We start from the raw sequence: 16,643 nt of genomic DNA on the forward strand, positions 1-16,643 counted from the left end.
GGCTCTAGGCAAGCGACTGGGTTCTAGGGCGTGTTTCGGAAGTTCCGTCTGGCCCGCGACGCCTGGCACGGCACCTCGCCGCGTTGTCGGGATCGTCCGTGTACGCCCAGTACGCGGACGACCCTCCGCCTTGCGGTGCACCGCACCAGACGCCGCGGGCCCCGCCCTTCGGGCGGACGACATCGTGGCGCTCCTCCCCGGCTGACCCGTCGGAGAATGCAGCCGCGCGGTTCAACGATGCGTGACCAGGAGACGGCGGAATTCGGTCAATCTGTTCCGGCCGCGTACGCCTGTCCGATTCCCCACGACTCCCACATCGCCCCCGCGAACGCCCCCGCGATCCGGTGCTCCCCGCTCACGCCCGGATGGGTGCCGTCGTAGGTGTCGACGTGGATGTCGTACGCCTCGGGCGGCGAGGCCAGCAGGATCGGCGAGCGGGGCTCGTCCAGGTCGGCGACCGCCTCGGCGAGCAGGTCGTTGAAGCGGTCCACCTGCTCGGCGAAGGGCGCGTCCACCTCGGCCCGGATGTTCGGTATCACCGGCAGCAGCACCATGCGGATGCGCGGCGCGGCCTCCCGGGCCTGTGCGACGAAGGCGCGCACGTTCTGCGCCGTCTGCTCGGCGTTCGTGTAGAAGCCGAGGTCGATCAGTCCGAGGGAGACCAGCAGCACGTCGGCCCCGTACGTGCGCACCGCCTCCCCGACCAGCGGGGCCATGTGCAGCCAGCCCTCGCCCCAGCCGGCCAGGTGGGCGCGCGGGAAGTCGGGGTCGGCGTACTCGTACGACGTCGGTGCTTCGGTGGTCTTGTCGTACAGCGTTTCGCGGGGGCCGACGAAGGTGAACGGACCGCCGTACGTCCGGCACAGGTGTTGCCACAGCCGGTAGCGCCACGTGTGTTCGCCCGCGCTGCCGATCGTCATGGAGTCGCCTACGGGCATGAACCTGAGCATCCGCTCATCATCGTAGATCAGGTGCCCGGCTGGCGTGTGAGGCCCGCCACCCCGGGTGAGTCACCGGCGGGGATGGCAGTCTTGGGGCATGCGTCGATCGTTCGCCCTCCTCGCCGGGGCCCTCCTCGTGGGCGCCCTCGCCGTGGCCGCCTCCGCCACGGACGGTGACGGCACCGGTGACCGGGGTTTCACGATCAAGGACCCACGGATCACCGAGTCCAGCGGCCTGGCCGCCTCCCACCTGCACCCCGGCATCTACTGGACGCACAACGACAGCGACGACGGCCCGTACATCTACGCCGTCGACAGCGCGACCGGTGAGACCGTCGCCACGGTGACGCTGCGCGGCATCGGCTCCCCGCGCGACGTCGAGGCCATCTCCATCGGCCCGGGCAACCAGATCTACGTCGGCGACATCGGTGACAACCTCGGCGGCAAGTGGCCGTTCGTGTGGATCTACAGGCTGCCCGAGCCGAAGGTGCTCAAGGACCAGACGATCACGGCCACGCAGTACGTCGTGAAGTACGCGGACGGGCCGAGGGACGCCGAGTCGCTCCTCGTCCACCCGAAGACCGGGCGCGTGTACATCGTCGACAAGAAGGAGAACGGAGGGCACCTCTACGAGGGCCCCGCGACGCTCTCCACCTCCGGCGCGAACGTGTTCAGACCGGTCGCCGCCGTCGACCTCTGGGCCACCGATGCCGCCTTCTCGCCGGACGGGCGACAACTCGCCGTACGCGGCTACTTCGGCGGTATCTCCTACGCCTGGAACGGCGGCCGGATCACGCGCGAGGGCCAGCTCGACGTACCCCTCCAGGGACAGGGGGAGTCCCTCACCTACTCGGCCGACGGTACGAAGCTGCTGTACGGCAGCGAGGGCGAGGACAGCCCGGTGCAGGTGCAGGACGCGCCGGGGGGACACGACGGCAGGACCCCGGCCGGCGGCCGGGGTCCTGCCGCGGCCGGGGGCGGTGCCGGCTCCGTCGGCGGCAGCGTGAAGGTCGGTGTCGCCCTGGTCGCCGGGATCCTGGCCCTGCTCGGGCTGCGGCGGCTGCGGCGCAGGGGCTGAGTGCCGTGCGCCCGCCTCACCGCCTCCCTTGGTGCCGGGCGTCGGTGCGGGGGCGTTCGAGGGTGAAGGTGTCCACCGGGGTGAGGTCCGCGTAGGGGCCGTCGAAGGTGTAGTAGGTGACGTGTATCCGGGTGCGGCCGGTGCGGCGGTCGCCGGGGTCGACGTCGAAGGCGGCGAAGCCGTGGGTGTGGACGCGATCCTGGACGGCGCGCCAGGGGGCGTCTTCGGTGACGAAGATCCCTTTGCGGTGGCGGCCCTGCATGTCCGAGCTCAGGTCGACGACGACGCGGCCCTTGGGTTCGTCGAACAGGTCGTCCTGGTTGGTGGCGAAGTTGCCGCCGCCCCCGATGATCATGTGGACGGTGCCCTTGCTGGTGTCGATGACATCGGTGCTGGTGGAGACCGGGATCGGGGTGAGGGCCTCGTTCGGCAGGGCACCGCGGACCGGCAGTGACCGCTCGTAGTAGTGCTCGTGCCCGCAGAGCACCAGGTCCACCTCGTACATGTCGAAGAGCGGGCCCCATGCCTTGCGGATCCCGAGGTCGCTGCCGCTGCCGCTGCGGCTGCTGGAGATCATCGGGTGGTGCATGAAGACGACGATCCAGTCGATCCCGTCGTTCCCGCGCGCCGCCTTCAGTTCCCTTTCGAGCCAACGGCGTTGTTCCCCGGCGGAGTATCCGTTCACGTAGGTGTCGCCGCTGTCCTGGATCGCCACGTCGTCGTTGGCCAGGCTGATGAAGCGGACGGCGCCGACGGTGAAGGCGTACCACAGGCCCTGGGTCTCGGGATCGGCGGCGGCCGTCGACTCGGGCAGGGTGAAGTAGGTCTGGTAACCACTCACCCCCAAGGGGCCGTTGCCCTTCTCGTTCTCGCCGTTGCCGACGCAGGGCATCCACGGACGCAGCCGCGTCGAACGGCTGTTGCTGATGAACCAGTCCGCCCAGGTGGCGACGCGGTCCTCACCGATGACGCCGGCCGCACCGGCGTAGCACAGGTCGCCGTTCACCAGGTTGAACAGCGGATCGACCCGTTCCACCGCGGCCACGATGTCGGCGGAGGCCGGAGTGCCGGCCTGGGTGCTGGTGTAGAGCGGGAAGCGTCCTGCCGGCGAAGGGTAAGGGGTGTCGCCGGTGGGCCACTTGACGACCCGCCGCAGATTGGGCGTGCCCTGGTCGCCGAAGCTGGTGAAGGTGAACGCGGTGCGACGGCGTGGCGCCGTGGTGAACGAACCGCTCTCCGGCGCGGCCCCGTCGTGCCCGGCCGAGTACAGGTAGGTGGTTTCCGGCCGCAGCCTGCTGAGGCGGGCGTGGTGGACGTACACCTCCTGCCCGGAGAGCCCGTCGCGGTAGGTGCGGGTCTCGGCGTCGATCACCTGCCCGTCGCCTCCGTCCGGGGAGCCGAGGCGCACCTGCGGACGGCGTACGGACCGGGGGCTGATCCAGGAGACGGTCATCTCGGTGGCGGGGTCGGCGCCGAACTGAAGGTGCAGCCCTGTCACGCCGGGCACGCCGAGGCTGCCCGGCGTGCGCTGGAGCAAGGGGAGCGGAGCGGACTGTGAACGGCTGGAGGCTTCAGCGCTCCCCGAGGTGCCGAATGCGGTGGTGGCCGCGGCAACCGTCGAGCCGGTCAGTAACGATCTGCGTGCGATCGGCATGTAACGCCCTTGTCGTACGACGAAGTTGGTGCCAGGCACCCTACTCGCGCACATTTCACGACACACAGCAAAGGCAAGGAGCTCGTCCACTCCTTGCCACTCTCAACGTATAGCGCACAGGGGGCCTTGCGGCAAGGCCCCCTGGGTGTCCCAGAATCGTCGGCCGAGGCGAGGAAGCCGTGGGAAATAGGGGAGTTGGGAAAATGCGCGTGCTGTTGTCCACGTATGGGTCACGTGGGGACGTCGAGCCGATGGCGGGGCTCGCCGTGCAGTTGCGGGAACTCGGCGCCGAGGTGCGGGTGTGCGCGCCGCCGGACGAGGACTTCGCCCAGCGGCTGGCCGGGGTCGGCGTGCCCATGGTGCCGGTCGGCCCGTCGGCCCGTGCGCTGACGAAGGCGGCGCTGCCCGCGTCGTCCATCTCCCAGCGCGCGGCGGCGATCATCGCCGGCCTGCTGGACGCGGTGACCGCGGCGGCCGAGGGGTGCGACGTGCTGGTGGCGACCGGCATGCTGCCGGCCACGGCCGGTGCGCTGTCGGTGGCCGAGAAACTCGGCATTCCCTCCGTGTCGGTGACCTTCCAGCAGGTCACCCTGCCGTCGCCGCACCGCCCGCCGCTTGCCTATCCGGGCCGCCCGCTCCCGCCGGAGGTGACCGACAACAGGGTGCTGTGGGACCTGGACGCCCGGACCGTCGACGAGTTGTTCGGGGAGGCGCTCAACATCAACCGGGCGTCGATCGGCCTGCCCCCGGTGGACCACGTCCGCGACTACGTCATCGGCGCCCGGCCGTGGCTGGCCACCGACCCGGCCCTCGATCCGTGGCAGGGGATGGCCGACCTCGACGTCGTGCAGACCGGCGCGTGGATCGTCCCGGACGAACGCCCCCTGCCGGACGATCTGGTGGCGTTCCTGGACGCCGGCGATCCGCCGGTGTACGTCGGCTTCGGCAGCATGCCCATGCACGCGTCGGCGGACGTCGCCCAGGTCGCCGTCGACGCGGTGCGCGCGCAGGGCCGCCGGGCCGTGGTGTCCCGCGGCTGGGCCGACCTGACCCTGATCGACGACCGGGACGACTGTTTCGTCGTCGGCGAGGCCAACCACCAGGCGCTGTTCGGGCGGGTGGCAGCCGTCGTGCATCACGGCGGCGCGGGTACCACGACGACGGCCGCCCGGGCCGGCGCGCCCCAGGTGGTGGTACCCCAGCTGGCGGACCAGCCGTACTGGGCCGGCCGGGTGGCCGGGCTGGGGATCGGCGTGGCGCACGACGGGCCGACTCCGACCTTCGAGTCCCTGTCGGCCGCGCTCAAGACCGTCCTGACCCCCGAGACCCGCGACCGGGCAAGGGCCGTGTCCGGCACGGTCCGCGCCGACGGGGCGACGGTGGCCGCCGAGCTGCTGCTCGAGGGCGTCCGGCGCGAAGACGGTCTTCCGGGGCGCTCGCGAGCAGCAGCAGTTCAGGCCAGCTCTTCGCGGAAGCCCTGACGCCACGACGGGTACCGCGGTTCCCAGCCCAGCTCCCGCCTGGCCTTGGCGTTGGAGAAGCCACGCCCCTCGGCCATCATGCCCACCAGCATCTCGCCGGCCAGCAGCCGGGCCAGCCACGCGGGGAGCCGCCGCGGTGGCTTGGCCCCGGCGCACCGCGCGAGATGGGGAAGCCAATCGCTGACCGGTGCCGGCTCGTCATCGACGATGTTGAACACACCCTGCGCCCGCTGTTCCACCGCCAGGACGGTGGCACTCGCCGCGTCGTCGAGATGTACCCAGGAGAAGTAGCCGGTGCCGCCCCCGACGATCGGGAACATCCGCTTGCGCACCATCCTGACCTGGTCGTCGTTGGCGCCCGGCCCGTAGAACGCGCCGTAGCGCAGGGCCGCGCCACCAGCCCTGACGACCGCGGCCTCCAGGTGGCCGAGGGCCTTCGTCCCCTCCACCACCTGGAGCGGGTCGTCCTCGGTCTTGACCCATCCGCCCTCGCGGATTCCGTTGGAACTGGCGTGGCTCTGCGTGACGACGTGCGAGACGCCGGTCGCCTCGGCAGCGGACAGCAGATGGTCCATCCCCTTGGTGCGGAGCTGGTTGGTGGGCGCGAAGTAACGGTCGGCGTTGCGCAGGTTGAGCTTGCCGGCGTGCGCCTCGGAAAGGCCCGTCATCTGGTTCACGATCGCGTCCGGCCGGGCCGCGGCCACCGCCTCGCCGACCGAGACCGCGTTCAGCCCGTCCATCACGACGCCTTCGGCGCCGAGCTGCGCCAGCAGGTCCAGCTTGGCCGGACTCGTCGTTGTGGCTGTCACCTGGTGGCCCCGGGCCACCAGCTGCATCACCAGCCGCCGGCCCAGGACCCCGCTCCCGCCTGCCACGAATACGTGCATGACCATCACCCTTGATCCGGAAGTCTGTCTCCGAGACCTGAGACGAGACAGCCGGGCTGCCTGTGACACGGGGGAGAAGGCCAGGCGGGAGCAGCCCCCGACTCCTCGGCGCCCCGCGGTGATTACTCCGCAGGGCGCCCTTCCCGGTCGGTCATACCGGGAGAGTGGTCAGAGCCCCTCGGGTCAGAGCCCCTCGGGTCAGAGCCCCTCGGGTCAGAGCTTCTCGATCACGTAGTCGATGCACTTCGTCAGGGCCTCGACGTCCGCCGGGTCGACCGCCGGGAACATCGCGATGCGCAGCTGGTTGCGGCCGAGCTTGCGGTACGGCTCGGTGTCCACGATGCCGTTGGCGCGCAGCGCCTTGGCGACGGCCGCCGCGTCGATCTCGTCGGAGAAGTCGATCGTGCCGATGACCTGGGAACGCTTGGCCGGGTCCGAGACGAACGGGGTGGCGTACTTGCTCTCCTCCGCCCAGGAGTACAGGCGGGTCGAGGAGTCCTTCGTACGGGCCGTGGACCAGGCCAGGCCGCCCTGTCCGTTGAGCCACTCCAGCTGCTGGTTCAGCAGGAAGAGGGTGGCGAGGGCCGGGGTGTTGTACGTCTGGTTCTTGCGGGAGTTGTCGATCGCCGTCGGCAGCGAGAAGAACTCCGGGACATGCCGCCCGCTCGCGTGGACGCGCTCGGCGCGCTCGATCGCGGCCGGGGAGAAGAGGGCGATCCACAGGCCGCCGTCGGCGGCGAAGGACTTCTGCGGGGCGAAGTAGTAGACGTCGGTCTCGGCGATGTCGACCGGGAGGCCGCCCGCGCCGGAGGTGGCGTCCACGAGGACGAGCGCACCCTCGTCGGCGCCGGTCACGCGCTTGATCGGCATGGCGACACCGGTGGAGGTCTCGTTGTGGGTGAAGGCGTAGACGTCCACGCCCGCCTCGGCCTGCGCCTCGGGGTGGGTGCCCGGGTCGGTGGCGATGACGGTCGGCTCGGCCAGCCAGGGGGCGAGCTTGGCGGCCTTGGCGAACTTCGAGGAGAACTCGCCGAAGTTGAGGTGCTGGGACTTGTTCTCGATCAGACCGTGGGTGGCGATGTCCCAGAAGGCGGTGGAGCCGCCGTTGCCGAGGACGACCTCGTAGCCGTCGGGCAGGGAGAACAGGGAGCTGATGCCTTCGCGGACCTGGCCCACCAGGTTCTTGACGGGCGCCTGGCGGTGGGAGGTGCCCATGAGGGAGGTACCGGTGGCGGCGAGGGCGTCCAGCGCCTCGGTCCGCACCTTGGAGGGGCCAGCGCCGAAGCGTCCGTCGGCGGGCTTGATGTCAGCGGGGATCTGGATGTCGGCCACGAGTCGGAGGGTATCCGCTGGGCGAAACGGGACGGAAACCGTGTCCGTCCGATGAGACGAGACCGACGCGCCGCGAACCTGTGACTTCATACGACGATATGCGTGCGGCTGTGGACAAGTCGCGGTGACTGTGTGTGATCGGATGCATCCTGGACGCATGACGGATCTCTCGGGCCTTGAAGCGGAACTGCGCAGCGCCGTCCGGGGCGAGGTCGGGTTCGACACGACGTCCCGGGCGCTGGTCACCATGGACGCGTCCAACTACCGGCGTGTGCCGCTGGGCGTGGTGACGCCCAGAGACGAGGACGACGTGGCCGCCGCCCTGGAGGTGTGCCGGACGCACGGGGTGCCGGTGGTCGCGCGCGGCGGTGGTACGTCGATCGCCGGGCAGGCGACCGGTACCGGTGTCGTACTGGATTTCACCCGGCACATGAACGGGCTGCTGGAACTGGACCCCGGCACCCGCACCGCCCTCGTCCAGCCGGGTCTCGTCCTCGACCGGCTCCAGGAGGCCGCGGCCCCGCACGGCCTGCGCTTCGGCCCCGACCCGTCCACGCACAGCCGGTGCACGCTCGGCGGGATGATCGGCAACAACTCCTGCGGGTCCCACTCGGTCGCCTGGGGGACCACCGCGGACAGCGTCCGGGAGCTGTCGGTGATCACCGTGCGCGGGCGGCGGCTGCGGCTCGGGCGGGGCTGGGCGGGCGCCCCGGACGGGCTGCGCACCCTGGTCGAGGGCGACCTGGCCCGGCTGCGCACCGGTTTCCCCGAACTGCCCCGCCGTATCTCCGGGTACGCGCTGGATGCGCTGCTGCCCGAGAAGGGAGCCGACATCGCCCGTTCCTTCTGCGGCTCCGAAGGCACTCTGGGCATTCTCACGCAGGCGGTCGTAGGGCTGGTGGAGATGCCCCGCGCGCGTGCCCTCGCCGTGCTGGGGTACGGCGAGGAGAGCGCCGCCGCCGAGGCCGCTGTGGGTCTGCTCCCCCGCTCGAGCGGAGCCGAGAGCGGGGGAGGGCCGCTGACCGTGGAGGGCATGGCGGCCGACCTGGTGCCCTCGACCGCCGGGCTGCCCCGGGGCGGCGCGTGGCTGTTCGTGGAGACCGGTGGGGATTCGCCGGCCGCGGCACACGCGCGTGCGCAGGAGATCGTCCGCGCGGCCGATGCCGTCGACTCCCTCGTGGTGACGGACCCGGCGGTCCAGCGGGCCCTGTGGCGCATCCGCGAGGACGCGAGCGGCACGGCGACACGGATGCCGGACGGCACCGAAGCCTGGCCCGGCTGGGAGGACTGCGCGGTGCCGCCCGCCCGGCTCGGCGCCTACCTGCGGGACTTCCGCGCCCTGCTCGCCGCCCACGGGCTGCGGGGCACTCCGTACGGCCACTTCGGCGACGGCTGCATCCACGTCCGCATCGACTTCGACCTGCTCACCGGGCCTGGTGTCGCCCGCTTCCGGCGCTTCTCGGAGGAAGTGGCCGACCTGGTGGTGTCCCACGGCGGCTCGCTCTCCGGGGAGCACGGCGACGGGCAGGCGCGGGCCGAGCTGCTGCCGAGGATGTACGGCGAGGAGATGGTGCGGCTCTTCGAGCGGGTCAAGGGGATCTGGGACCCCGACGACCTCCTCAACCCGGGCATCCTGGTCCGCCCGGCCCCGCTGGACTCCGGTCTCCGCTTCGCCGCCCTGCCCCGCGAGCCGGTACCGGTGGCCTTCGGCTACCCGGCCGACGGCGGTGACTTCCGCGCCGCCGTCCGCCGCTGCGTCGGCGTGGCGAAATGCCGTACGACGACGGTGTCCGGCCCCGCCGTCATGTGCCCGTCCTTCCGCGCGACCGGGGAGGAGGAGCACTCGACGCGCGGGCGGGCCCGGCTGCTGCACGAGATGCTCGCCGGTGAGCTGGTCACCGACGGCTGGCGGTCCACGGAGGTCCGGGACGCCCTCGACCTGTGCCTGTCCTGCAAGGCCTGCCGCTCGGACTGCCCGGTCGGCGTCGACATGGCCACCTACAAGGCGGAGTTCCTGCACCACCACTACGCGGGCCGCCGCCGCCCCGCCGCGCACGTGGTCATGGGCCGCCTGCCGCAGTGGCTGGGCCGGGTGTCGCTGACCCGCACGGCCCCCCTGCTCAACGTGCTCACCTCGGCACGGCCCTGGGCGTGGGCGGGGAAGCGGCTCGGCGGGATCGCACCGGAGCGGGAGATCCCCCGCCTGGCGTCGCAGACGTTCACCCGCTGGTGGCGCCGCGAGGGACGGCCGGGAGGCGACGGCCACGGCGACCTGGTCGTGCTGTGGCCGGACACCTTCACCGAGCATCTCTCCCCGTCCGTCGGCCGGGCGGCCGTCCGCGTCCTGCGGGCGGCGGGGCTGCGGGTGGCACTGCCGCCGACCGTGCGGCTGCGCGGTCGCGGGATCGCGGACGGCGGACCACGGACCCGCCCGAGACCGGCGGTCGCGCTGCAGGCGGTCCGCCGCAGCCGGGTCTGCTGCGGCCTGACGTACGTCTCCACCGGTCAGCTCGACCGCGCCCGTAAGGTGATGCGCCGCACCCTGGACCTGATGGAACCGGTGCTGGAGGCCGGGGTCCCGGTGGTCGTCCTGGAGCCCAGCTGCGCGGCGGCCCTGCGCACCGACCTCCCGGAACTCCTGCCGGACGACCCGCGCGCGGCGCGTCTGGCAGCGGCGGTCCGCACCTTCGCCGAGACCCTGCAACAGCACGCCCCGCACTGGACGCCGCCCCCCGTGAACCGCCCGGTCGCCGGGCAGACCCACTGCCACCAGCACGCGGTTCTCGGCGATGCCCCTGACCGCGCGCTGCGCTCGGCAGCCGGCCTGACCGGTGAACTCTCCGGCGGCTGCTGCGGCCTGGCGGGAAACTTCGGTTTCGAGAAAGGCCACTTCGAGGTGTCCCGCAGCTGTGCGGAGGAACACCTCCTGCCGTCCGTACGGCAGGCCCCCGAGGGAGCGGTGATCCTGGCGGACGGCTTCTCGTGCCGCACCCAGCTGGAGCACCTGGCCGGGGCGCGGGGGCGGCACCTGGCGGAGGTGCTGGCGCAGGCGCTGGAGGAGGCGGTGGAGGAGGGGGTGGAGCAGGCGGTGGAGCAAGCGGTCGAGCAGGCGGTGGAGGAGGAGAGGCCGAACGGCGGGCGAACAGAAACCTAGGCTGCACGCGGGACGGCACCCACCAGCCAGGACAGCTCCATACCTGGTTCATGCACCTGACCAGGTCTATTACCCTGGACCTGGTAGTACATCGTGATGAACGAACCCGATCAAGCACCTGGAACCGCCCGTGACCACCTCGACCGCCACCACGCCGACCCCGGTCGCCCCCGCAGGAACACCGCGCCGGTTCGGCCCACCCGGCTCGCTCGGGCCGGTCGGGCTGGTGCTGGCAGGGGGCGTCTCGGTGCAGTTCGGCGGGGCGCTCGCGGTGACGCTGATGCCGCGGGCCGGTGCCCTCGGCGTCGTCACCCTGCGGCTGCTCGCGGCGGCCGTCGTGCTCCTTGTCGTCTGCCGTCCCCGGCTGCGTGGCCACTCGCGTACCGACTGGGGCACGGTGATCGCCTTCGGGACGGCCATGGGTGCGATGAACGGCCTCTTCTACGAGGCGGTCGCCCGTGTCCCGCTGGGCCTCGCCGTCACCCTCGAAGTGCTCGGCCCGCTGGCCCTGTCCGTGCTGGCCTCCCGCCGGGCGATCAACGCCCTCTGGGCGGCACTGGCCCTCGCCGGTGTCTTCCTTCTGGGCGGTGGGGGCTTCGGTGATCTCGACACCGTGGGTGTCGCCTTCGCCCTAGGCGCGGGCGCCATGTGGGCGGCCTACATAGTCTTCAGCGCCCGCACGGGACGCCGCTTTCCGCAGGCGGACGGACTGGCGCTCGCCATGGCGGTCGCGGCCCTGCTCTGCCTCCCCGTGGGCATCGCCGACGCCGGCACCCGGCTGCTCGACCCGACGACCGTGGCCCTCGGCTCCGCGGTGGCCATCCTCTCCTCGGTCCTGCCCTACACCCTGGAGCTCCTGGCCCTGCGCCGCCTGCCCGCCTCCACCTTCGCCATCCTCATGAGCCTGGAACCGGCCCTCGCGGCCTGCGCCGGCTTCCTGATCCTCGGACAGTCCCTGTCCGTGACCCAGGCCGCGGCGATCGCCCTGGTCATCGCGGCGAGCGTCGGCGCCGTGCGGACGCAGGTCGGCCGGGGTAAGGCGGCCGTGGGGGAGGCATGAGGAGGGGGTGCACGGTCAGTCGGCCGGTTTCTCCCAGACCGACACATGGCCGCTGCTCTCGCTGGTGAAGGGCCGCCGCGTCCAGTCCTCCCAGCGGTCGCACAGCCGCATCCCGGCCAGCCGCGCCATCAGGTCCAGCTCCGCGGGCCACACGTACCGGAACGGGATCGACAGGTAGGAGCCGCGGCCGTCGGTGACCCTGACATGGTGCGAACTCATCGACTGGGTCGCGACGTCGTAGACGTCGAAGCCCAGCCGGTCGCCGCCCACATGGAACGGCACCGCGGTCTGCCCGGGCGGAAGCCGGCGCAGATCGGGGACCATCACCTCGACGACGAACCGGCCGCCGGGCTGCAGATGGTCCGCGACATTGCGGAAGCAGTCCACCTGGGCGTCCTGTGACGTCAGATTCATGACGGTGTTGAAGACCAGGTAGGCCACGGAGAATTCGCCGTCCACCCGGGTCGTGGCGAAGTCGCCGATCGTCACCCCGACCGCTTCGCCGCCCGGCTTGGCCCGCAGCCGGGCCACCATCGCCCGGGACAGGTCGATGCCCTGCACCTCGATGCCGCGCCGCGCCAGGGGCAGTGCGATGCGCCCGGTGCCGATGCCCAGTTCCAGCGCCCGGCCGTCACCGGCCAGCTCCGCCAGCAGATCGACCGCCGGTTCCACGACCTGCGCGTCGAACATGTCCGCCGCCGACTCGTCGTACGTCCCCGCGACGGACTCCCCGAAGTAGCCGTCGCCCTCTGCGTCTTCTTCGTCATGGAGCATCCGACGACCGTACGGCCTGCGGCCCGTCCGGCGCGCCCGGTTTTCCGGTGGGCCGCCGGGGCCTCCCCGGCCAAATTCATGCAAGCATGCTTGATTGTTTCTCGGGTCGCTGCCATGCTCCCCCCATGTCTGAGCCGACGCCCGTCTTCGACGACCTGCGTGAGGAAAGTGGAGAACTCGACCGCCTGGTGGCCGGGTTGAGCGAGGAGGAGTGGGCGCTCGCGACACCCGCCGCTCGCTGGAGCATCGCCCACCAGATCGCCCACCTGCACTGGACGGACCGGGCCGCGCTGCTCGCCGTCACGGACGAGGAGGGCTTCCAGGAGGTCCTGAAGCGGGCGCTGGCGGCCCCCGACTCCTTCGTGGACGAGGCAGCCGACGAAGGCGCCCGGATCCCGCCCGCGGAACTGCTGTCCCGCTGGCGGGAGGGCCGGGCCGCGCTGGACCGGGCGCTCCGGTCCGCCCCGCACGGCGCCCGCTTCCCCTGGTTCGGGCCACCCATGTCGGCCGCCTCTATGGCCACCGGACGTCTTATGGAGACCTGGGCCCACGGCCAGGATGTGGCGGACGCCCTCGGCGTGGTGCGCACACCCACCGACCGGCTCAGGCATGTGGTCCGCATCGGGGTACGCGCACGAAACTTCGCCTTCGGGGTGCACGGGCTTCCGGTACCCGGGGAGGAGTTCCGCGTCGAGCTGACGGCCCCCTCCGGAGCCCTGTGGACGTACGGCCCCGAGGACGCGCCCCAGCGGGTCACCGGCCCCGCCCTCGACTTCTGTCTCCTCGTCACCCAGCGCGCGCACCGCGCCGACCTCGCCGTCCGGGCCGAGGGCCCGGACGCCGACCGCTGGCTCGGCATCGCCCAGGCCTTCGCCGGTCCGGCCGGCACCGGCCGCCCGCCCAAGGAGGCCGGACGGTGACGGCGGGCGCCGGCCCCCTGCGCATCGGCAACTTCTCCGGCTTCTACGGCGACCGCTTCGACGCCCTGCGCGAGATGCTCACCGGCGGCGAGGTCGACGTCCTCACCGGCGACTACCTCGCCGAACTCACCATGCTCATCCTGGGCCGGGACCGGCTGAAGGACCCGGCCGCCGGATACGCCCGCACCTTCCTGCGCCAGCTGGAAGACTGCCTCGGCCTCGCCCACGAGCGCGGCGTACGGCTCGTCACCAACGCCGGCGGACTCAACCCGGCCGGACTCGCCGACGCCGTGCGGGAGCTGGCCGGCCGGCTCGGCATCCCCGTCCGGGTCGCGCACGTCGAGGGCGACGACCTCACCGCCGACCACCCCCACACCCTCGCCGCCCACGCCTACCTCGGCGGCTTCGGTATCGCCGAGTGCCTGCGGGCGGGCGCGGACGTGGTGATCACCGGCCGGGTGACCGACGCGGCGCTCGTCACCGGGCCCGCCGCAGCCCGCTTCGGCTGGCGCCCCGGGGAGTACGACCGTCTCGCGGGCGCCGTCGCCGCCGGGCACGTGCTGGAGTGCGGGCCACAGGCCACCGGCGGCAACTACGCCTTCTTCGCGGAGCGCGGGCAGGGGGCCGTACGCCGTCCCGGCTTCCCGATCGCCGAGATCCACGCCGACGGCAGCAGCGTCATCACCAAGCACCCCGGCACCGGAGGATTCATCGACGTCGGCACCGTCACCGCACAGCTGCTGTACGAGACCGGCGGCGCCCGGTACCCCGGGCCCGACGTCACCACCCGGCTGGACACCGTACGGCTGAGCCAGGAGGGGCCCGACCGGGTGCGGATCGAGGGGGTGCGCGGGGAGGCGCCGCCGCCCACGCTCAAGGTCGGCCTGAACCGGCTCGGCGGCTTCCGCAACGAGGTCGTCTTCGTCCTCACCGGGCTCGACATCGAGGCCAAGGCGGCGCTCGTGCGCGAGCAGCTCACCGACGCGCTCGCCGAGTCACCGCCCGCCGAGGTCCGTTGGGACCTCGTGCGCACCGACCGTGCCGACGCCGACACCGAGGAGACGGCCAGCGCCCTGCTGCGGCTCGTCGTACGGGACCCGGACGAGCGGACCGTGGGGCGGGCACTGAGCGGGGCAGCGATCGAACTGGCGCTGGCCAGCTACCCCGGCTTCCATGTACTGGCGCCACCCGGGAAGGGCACCCCGTATGGGGTCTTCGAGGATGTGTATGTCCCCCATGGTGCCGTCGACCATGTGGCCGTCCTTCACGATGGACGCCGGGTGCCTGTGCTCTCCGCCCGGGACACCCTCGTACCTGACACCCCTGACACCCCTGACACCCCCGACACCCCCGACGTCCCCGACACCCCCGGCGACCTGCCCCACCCGCCGCTCCCCGAGCCGCTCCCGCCCGCCCCCACCCGCCGCGCCCCCCTCGGCCTGGTCGCCGGGGCCCGCAGCGGGGACAAGGGCGGCAACGCCAACGTGGGGGTGTGGGTGCGCTCCTGCGCGTCCGACGCGGCCTGGCGGTGGCTCGTGCACGAACTGACCGCCGACCGGCTGCGGGAACTGCTCCCGGAGACCCGGCACCTGCCCGTCACCCGGCACGTACTGCCGAACCTGCGCGCCCTCAACTTCGTGATCGAGGGGATCCTCGGTACCGGCGTCGCCTCCCAGCACCGCTTCGATCCGCAGGCCAAGGCCCTCGGCGAATGGCTGCGCTCCCGCCACCTGGACATCCCGGAGGCCCTCCTGTGACCGTCCTGACCTCCGCCCTCGACACCACCGGCCCCGACTACCGGTCCCACCGCGAGGCCATGCTCGCCAAGCTCGCCGACCTGGAGGCCGAGCACGCCAAGGCCCTCGCGGGCGGCGGCGAGAAGTACGTCGCACGGCACCGTGGACGCGGCAAGCTGCTCGCCCGCGAGCGCATCGAGCTGCTGGTCGACCCCGACACCCCCTTCCTGGAACTGTCCCCGCTGGCCGCCTGGGGCAGCGACCACCCCGTCGGCGCCTCCGTGGTCACCGGCATCGGCGTGGTCGAGGGCGTGGAATGCCTGATCACCGCCAACGACCCGACCGTGCGCGGCGGCGCCAGCAACCCCTGGACCCTGAAGAAGTCCCTGCGCGCCAACGAGATCGCCCTCGCCAACCGGCTGCCCTGCATCAGCCTGGTGGAGTCCGGCGGCGCCGACCTGCCCTCGCAGAAGGAGATCTTCATCCCCGGCGGCGCCGTCTTCCGGGACCTCACCCGCCTGTCCGCCGCCGGTATCCCCACCGTGGCCGTCGTCTTCGGCAACTCCACGGCGGGCGGGGCGTACATCCCCGGCATGTCCGACCACGTGATCATGGTCAAGGAGCGGGCGAAGGTGTTCCTCGGCGGGCCGCCGCTGGTGAAGATGGCGACCGGCGAGGAGAGCGACGACGAGTCCCTGGGCGGCGCCGAGATGCACGCGCGCGTGTCCGGCCTCGCCGACTACTTCGCCGTGGACGAGCAGGACGCGCTGCGCCAGGCCCGCCGCGTGATCGCCCGCCTGAACCACCGCAAGGCCTACCGCGATCCCGGCCCGGCGGCCCCGCCCGTGCACGACCCGGAGGAACTGCTCGGCATCGTCCCCGGCGACCTGAAGACCCCGTTCGACCCGCGAGAGGTCATCGCCCGCCTGGTCGACGGCTCCGACTTCGACGAGTTCAAACCCCTGTACGGGACGAGCCTGGCGACCGGCTGGGCGAGCCTGCACGGCTACCCGGTCGGCATCCTGGCCAACGCGCAGGGCGTGCTGTTCAGCGAGGAGTCGCAGAAGGCAGCCCAGTTCATCCAGCTCGCCAACCAGCGCGACATCCCGCTGCTCTTCCTGCACAACACCACCGGCTACATGGTCGGCAAGGAGTACGAACAGGGCGGGATCATCAAGCACGGCTCGATGATGATCAACGCGGTCAGCAACTCGAAGGTCCCTCACCTGTCGGTGCTCATGGGGGCGTCGTACGGCGCCGGGCACTACGGCATGTGCGGGCGCGCCTACGACCCGCGCTTCCTGTTCGCCTGGCCCAGCGCCAAGTCGGCCGTCATGGGCCCGCAGCAGCTCGCGGGCGTGCTGTCGATCGTCGCCCGGCAGTCGGCGGCGGCGAAGGGGCAGCCGTACGACGAGGACGCCGACGCCGCCCTGCGCGCCATGGTGGAACAGCAGATCGAGTCCGAGTCACTGCCGATGTTCCTGTCCGGGCGGCTGTACGACGACGGCGTCATCGACCCGCGCGACACCCGCACCGTCCTCGGCCTGTGCCTGTCCGCCCTCCACACCGCCCCTTACGAGGGTGCGCGCGGCGGCTTCGGCGTCTTCCGGATGTGACGGTCATGAC

General features: G+C 72.0%; 12 protein-coding genes. 7 read left to right on the top strand and 5 right to left on the bottom strand.

Features of this window, described 5'->3' with window-relative positions:
* Nucleotides 1–266 precede the first annotated feature (266 nt).
* Nucleotides 267–950, bottom strand: a complete 684-nt coding sequence (locus K7G59_RS14215; protein WP_225834065.1) for a GDSL-type esterase/lipase family protein — start codon at nucleotides 948–950, stop codon at nucleotides 267–269.
* Nucleotides 951–1,038: 88 nt separating this feature from the next.
* On the opposite strand from K7G59_RS14215, the gene K7G59_RS14220 reads away from it, so the two are divergent.
* Nucleotides 1,039–2,019: a WD40 repeat domain-containing protein gene (locus tag K7G59_RS14220; RefSeq protein ID WP_225834066.1), complete on the top strand. Its 981-nt coding sequence runs from the start codon at nucleotides 1,039–1,041 to the stop codon at nucleotides 2,017–2,019.
* A 16-nt stretch (nucleotides 2,020–2,035) separates the two neighbouring features.
* Here the strand turns inward: K7G59_RS14220 and K7G59_RS14225 are convergent, their stop codons facing one another.
* Nucleotides 2,036–3,556 carry a metallophosphoesterase family protein gene (locus K7G59_RS14225; protein WP_225834068.1) on the bottom strand — a complete coding sequence of 507 codons (1,521 nt, stop codon included), beginning with the start codon at nucleotides 3,554–3,556 and terminating at the stop codon, nucleotides 2,036–2,038.
* Between the two features lie 320 nt (nucleotides 3,557–3,876).
* Between K7G59_RS14225 and K7G59_RS14230 the strand changes: the two genes are divergently transcribed.
* Nucleotides 3,877–5,154, top strand: a complete 1,278-nt coding sequence (locus tag K7G59_RS14230) for a glycosyltransferase (protein WP_225834069.1) — start codon at nucleotides 3,877–3,879, stop codon at nucleotides 5,152–5,154.
* Here the strand turns inward: K7G59_RS14230 and K7G59_RS14235 are convergent.
* Complete coding sequence (locus K7G59_RS14235; RefSeq protein ID WP_225834070.1) at nucleotides 5,127–6,041, bottom strand: NAD(P)-dependent oxidoreductase; 915 nt, start codon at nucleotides 6,039–6,041, stop codon at nucleotides 5,127–5,129. The genes K7G59_RS14230 and K7G59_RS14235 overlap by 28 nt on opposite strands.
* Nucleotides 6,042–6,254: 213 nt before the next feature.
* Nucleotides 6,255–7,373 carry a phosphoserine transaminase gene (gene serC, locus K7G59_RS14240; protein WP_225834071.1) on the bottom strand — a complete coding sequence of 373 codons (1,119 nt, stop codon included), beginning with the start codon at nucleotides 7,371–7,373 and terminating at the stop codon, nucleotides 6,255–6,257.
* A 157-nt stretch (nucleotides 7,374–7,530) separates the two neighbouring features.
* Between serC and K7G59_RS14245 the strand changes: the two genes are divergently transcribed.
* Both K7G59_RS14245 and K7G59_RS14250 read left to right on the top strand, forming a co-directional pair.
* On the top strand, nucleotides 7,531–10,527 hold the full coding sequence (locus K7G59_RS14245; protein ID WP_225834072.1) for an FAD-binding and (Fe-S)-binding domain-containing protein: 2,997 nt from the start codon (nucleotides 7,531–7,533) through the stop codon (nucleotides 10,525–10,527).
* 130 nt (nucleotides 10,528–10,657) lie between these two features.
* Nucleotides 10,658–11,587, top strand: coding sequence for a DMT family transporter (locus K7G59_RS14250; protein ID WP_225834073.1), 930 nt, complete (start codon nucleotides 10,658–10,660; stop codon nucleotides 11,585–11,587).
* 15 nt (nucleotides 11,588–11,602) lie between these two features.
* Here the strand turns inward: K7G59_RS14250 and K7G59_RS14255 are convergent, their stop codons facing one another.
* Nucleotides 11,603–12,361: a class I SAM-dependent methyltransferase gene (locus K7G59_RS14255; protein ID WP_225834074.1), complete on the bottom strand. Its 759-nt coding sequence runs from the start codon at nucleotides 12,359–12,361 to the stop codon at nucleotides 11,603–11,605.
* Between the two features lie 125 nt (nucleotides 12,362–12,486).
* Between K7G59_RS14255 and K7G59_RS14260 the strand changes: the two genes are divergently transcribed.
* Genes K7G59_RS14260 through K7G59_RS14270 form a run of 3 tightly spaced genes read left to right on the top strand, consistent with a single transcriptional unit; the run spans nucleotide 12,487 to nucleotide 16,633 of the window.
* The gene (locus K7G59_RS14260) at nucleotides 12,487–13,281 is read left to right on the top strand and encodes a TIGR03084 family metal-binding protein (RefSeq protein ID WP_225834075.1); all 795 of its coding nucleotides are present in this window, start codon (nucleotides 12,487–12,489) and stop codon (nucleotides 13,279–13,281) included.
* The gene (locus tag K7G59_RS14265; protein ID WP_225834077.1) at nucleotides 13,278–15,038 is read left to right on the top strand and encodes an acyclic terpene utilization AtuA family protein; all 1,761 of its coding nucleotides are present in this window, start codon (nucleotides 13,278–13,280) and stop codon (nucleotides 15,036–15,038) included. Before K7G59_RS14260 ends, K7G59_RS14265 begins: the two co-directional genes overlap by 4 nt.
* Nucleotides 15,035–16,633 carry a carboxyl transferase domain-containing protein gene (locus K7G59_RS14270; RefSeq protein ID WP_225834079.1) on the top strand — a complete coding sequence of 533 codons (1,599 nt, stop codon included), beginning with the start codon at nucleotides 15,035–15,037 and terminating at the stop codon, nucleotides 16,631–16,633. Before K7G59_RS14265 ends, K7G59_RS14270 begins: the two co-directional genes overlap by 4 nt.
* The last annotated feature ends 10 nt before the right edge of the window (nucleotides 16,634–16,643 follow it).

Origin of the sequence: Streptomyces sp. NK08204 (assembly GCF_020400585.1) — a bacterium.
Classification (GTDB): Bacteria; Actinomycetota; Actinomycetes; order Streptomycetales; family Streptomycetaceae; genus Streptomyces.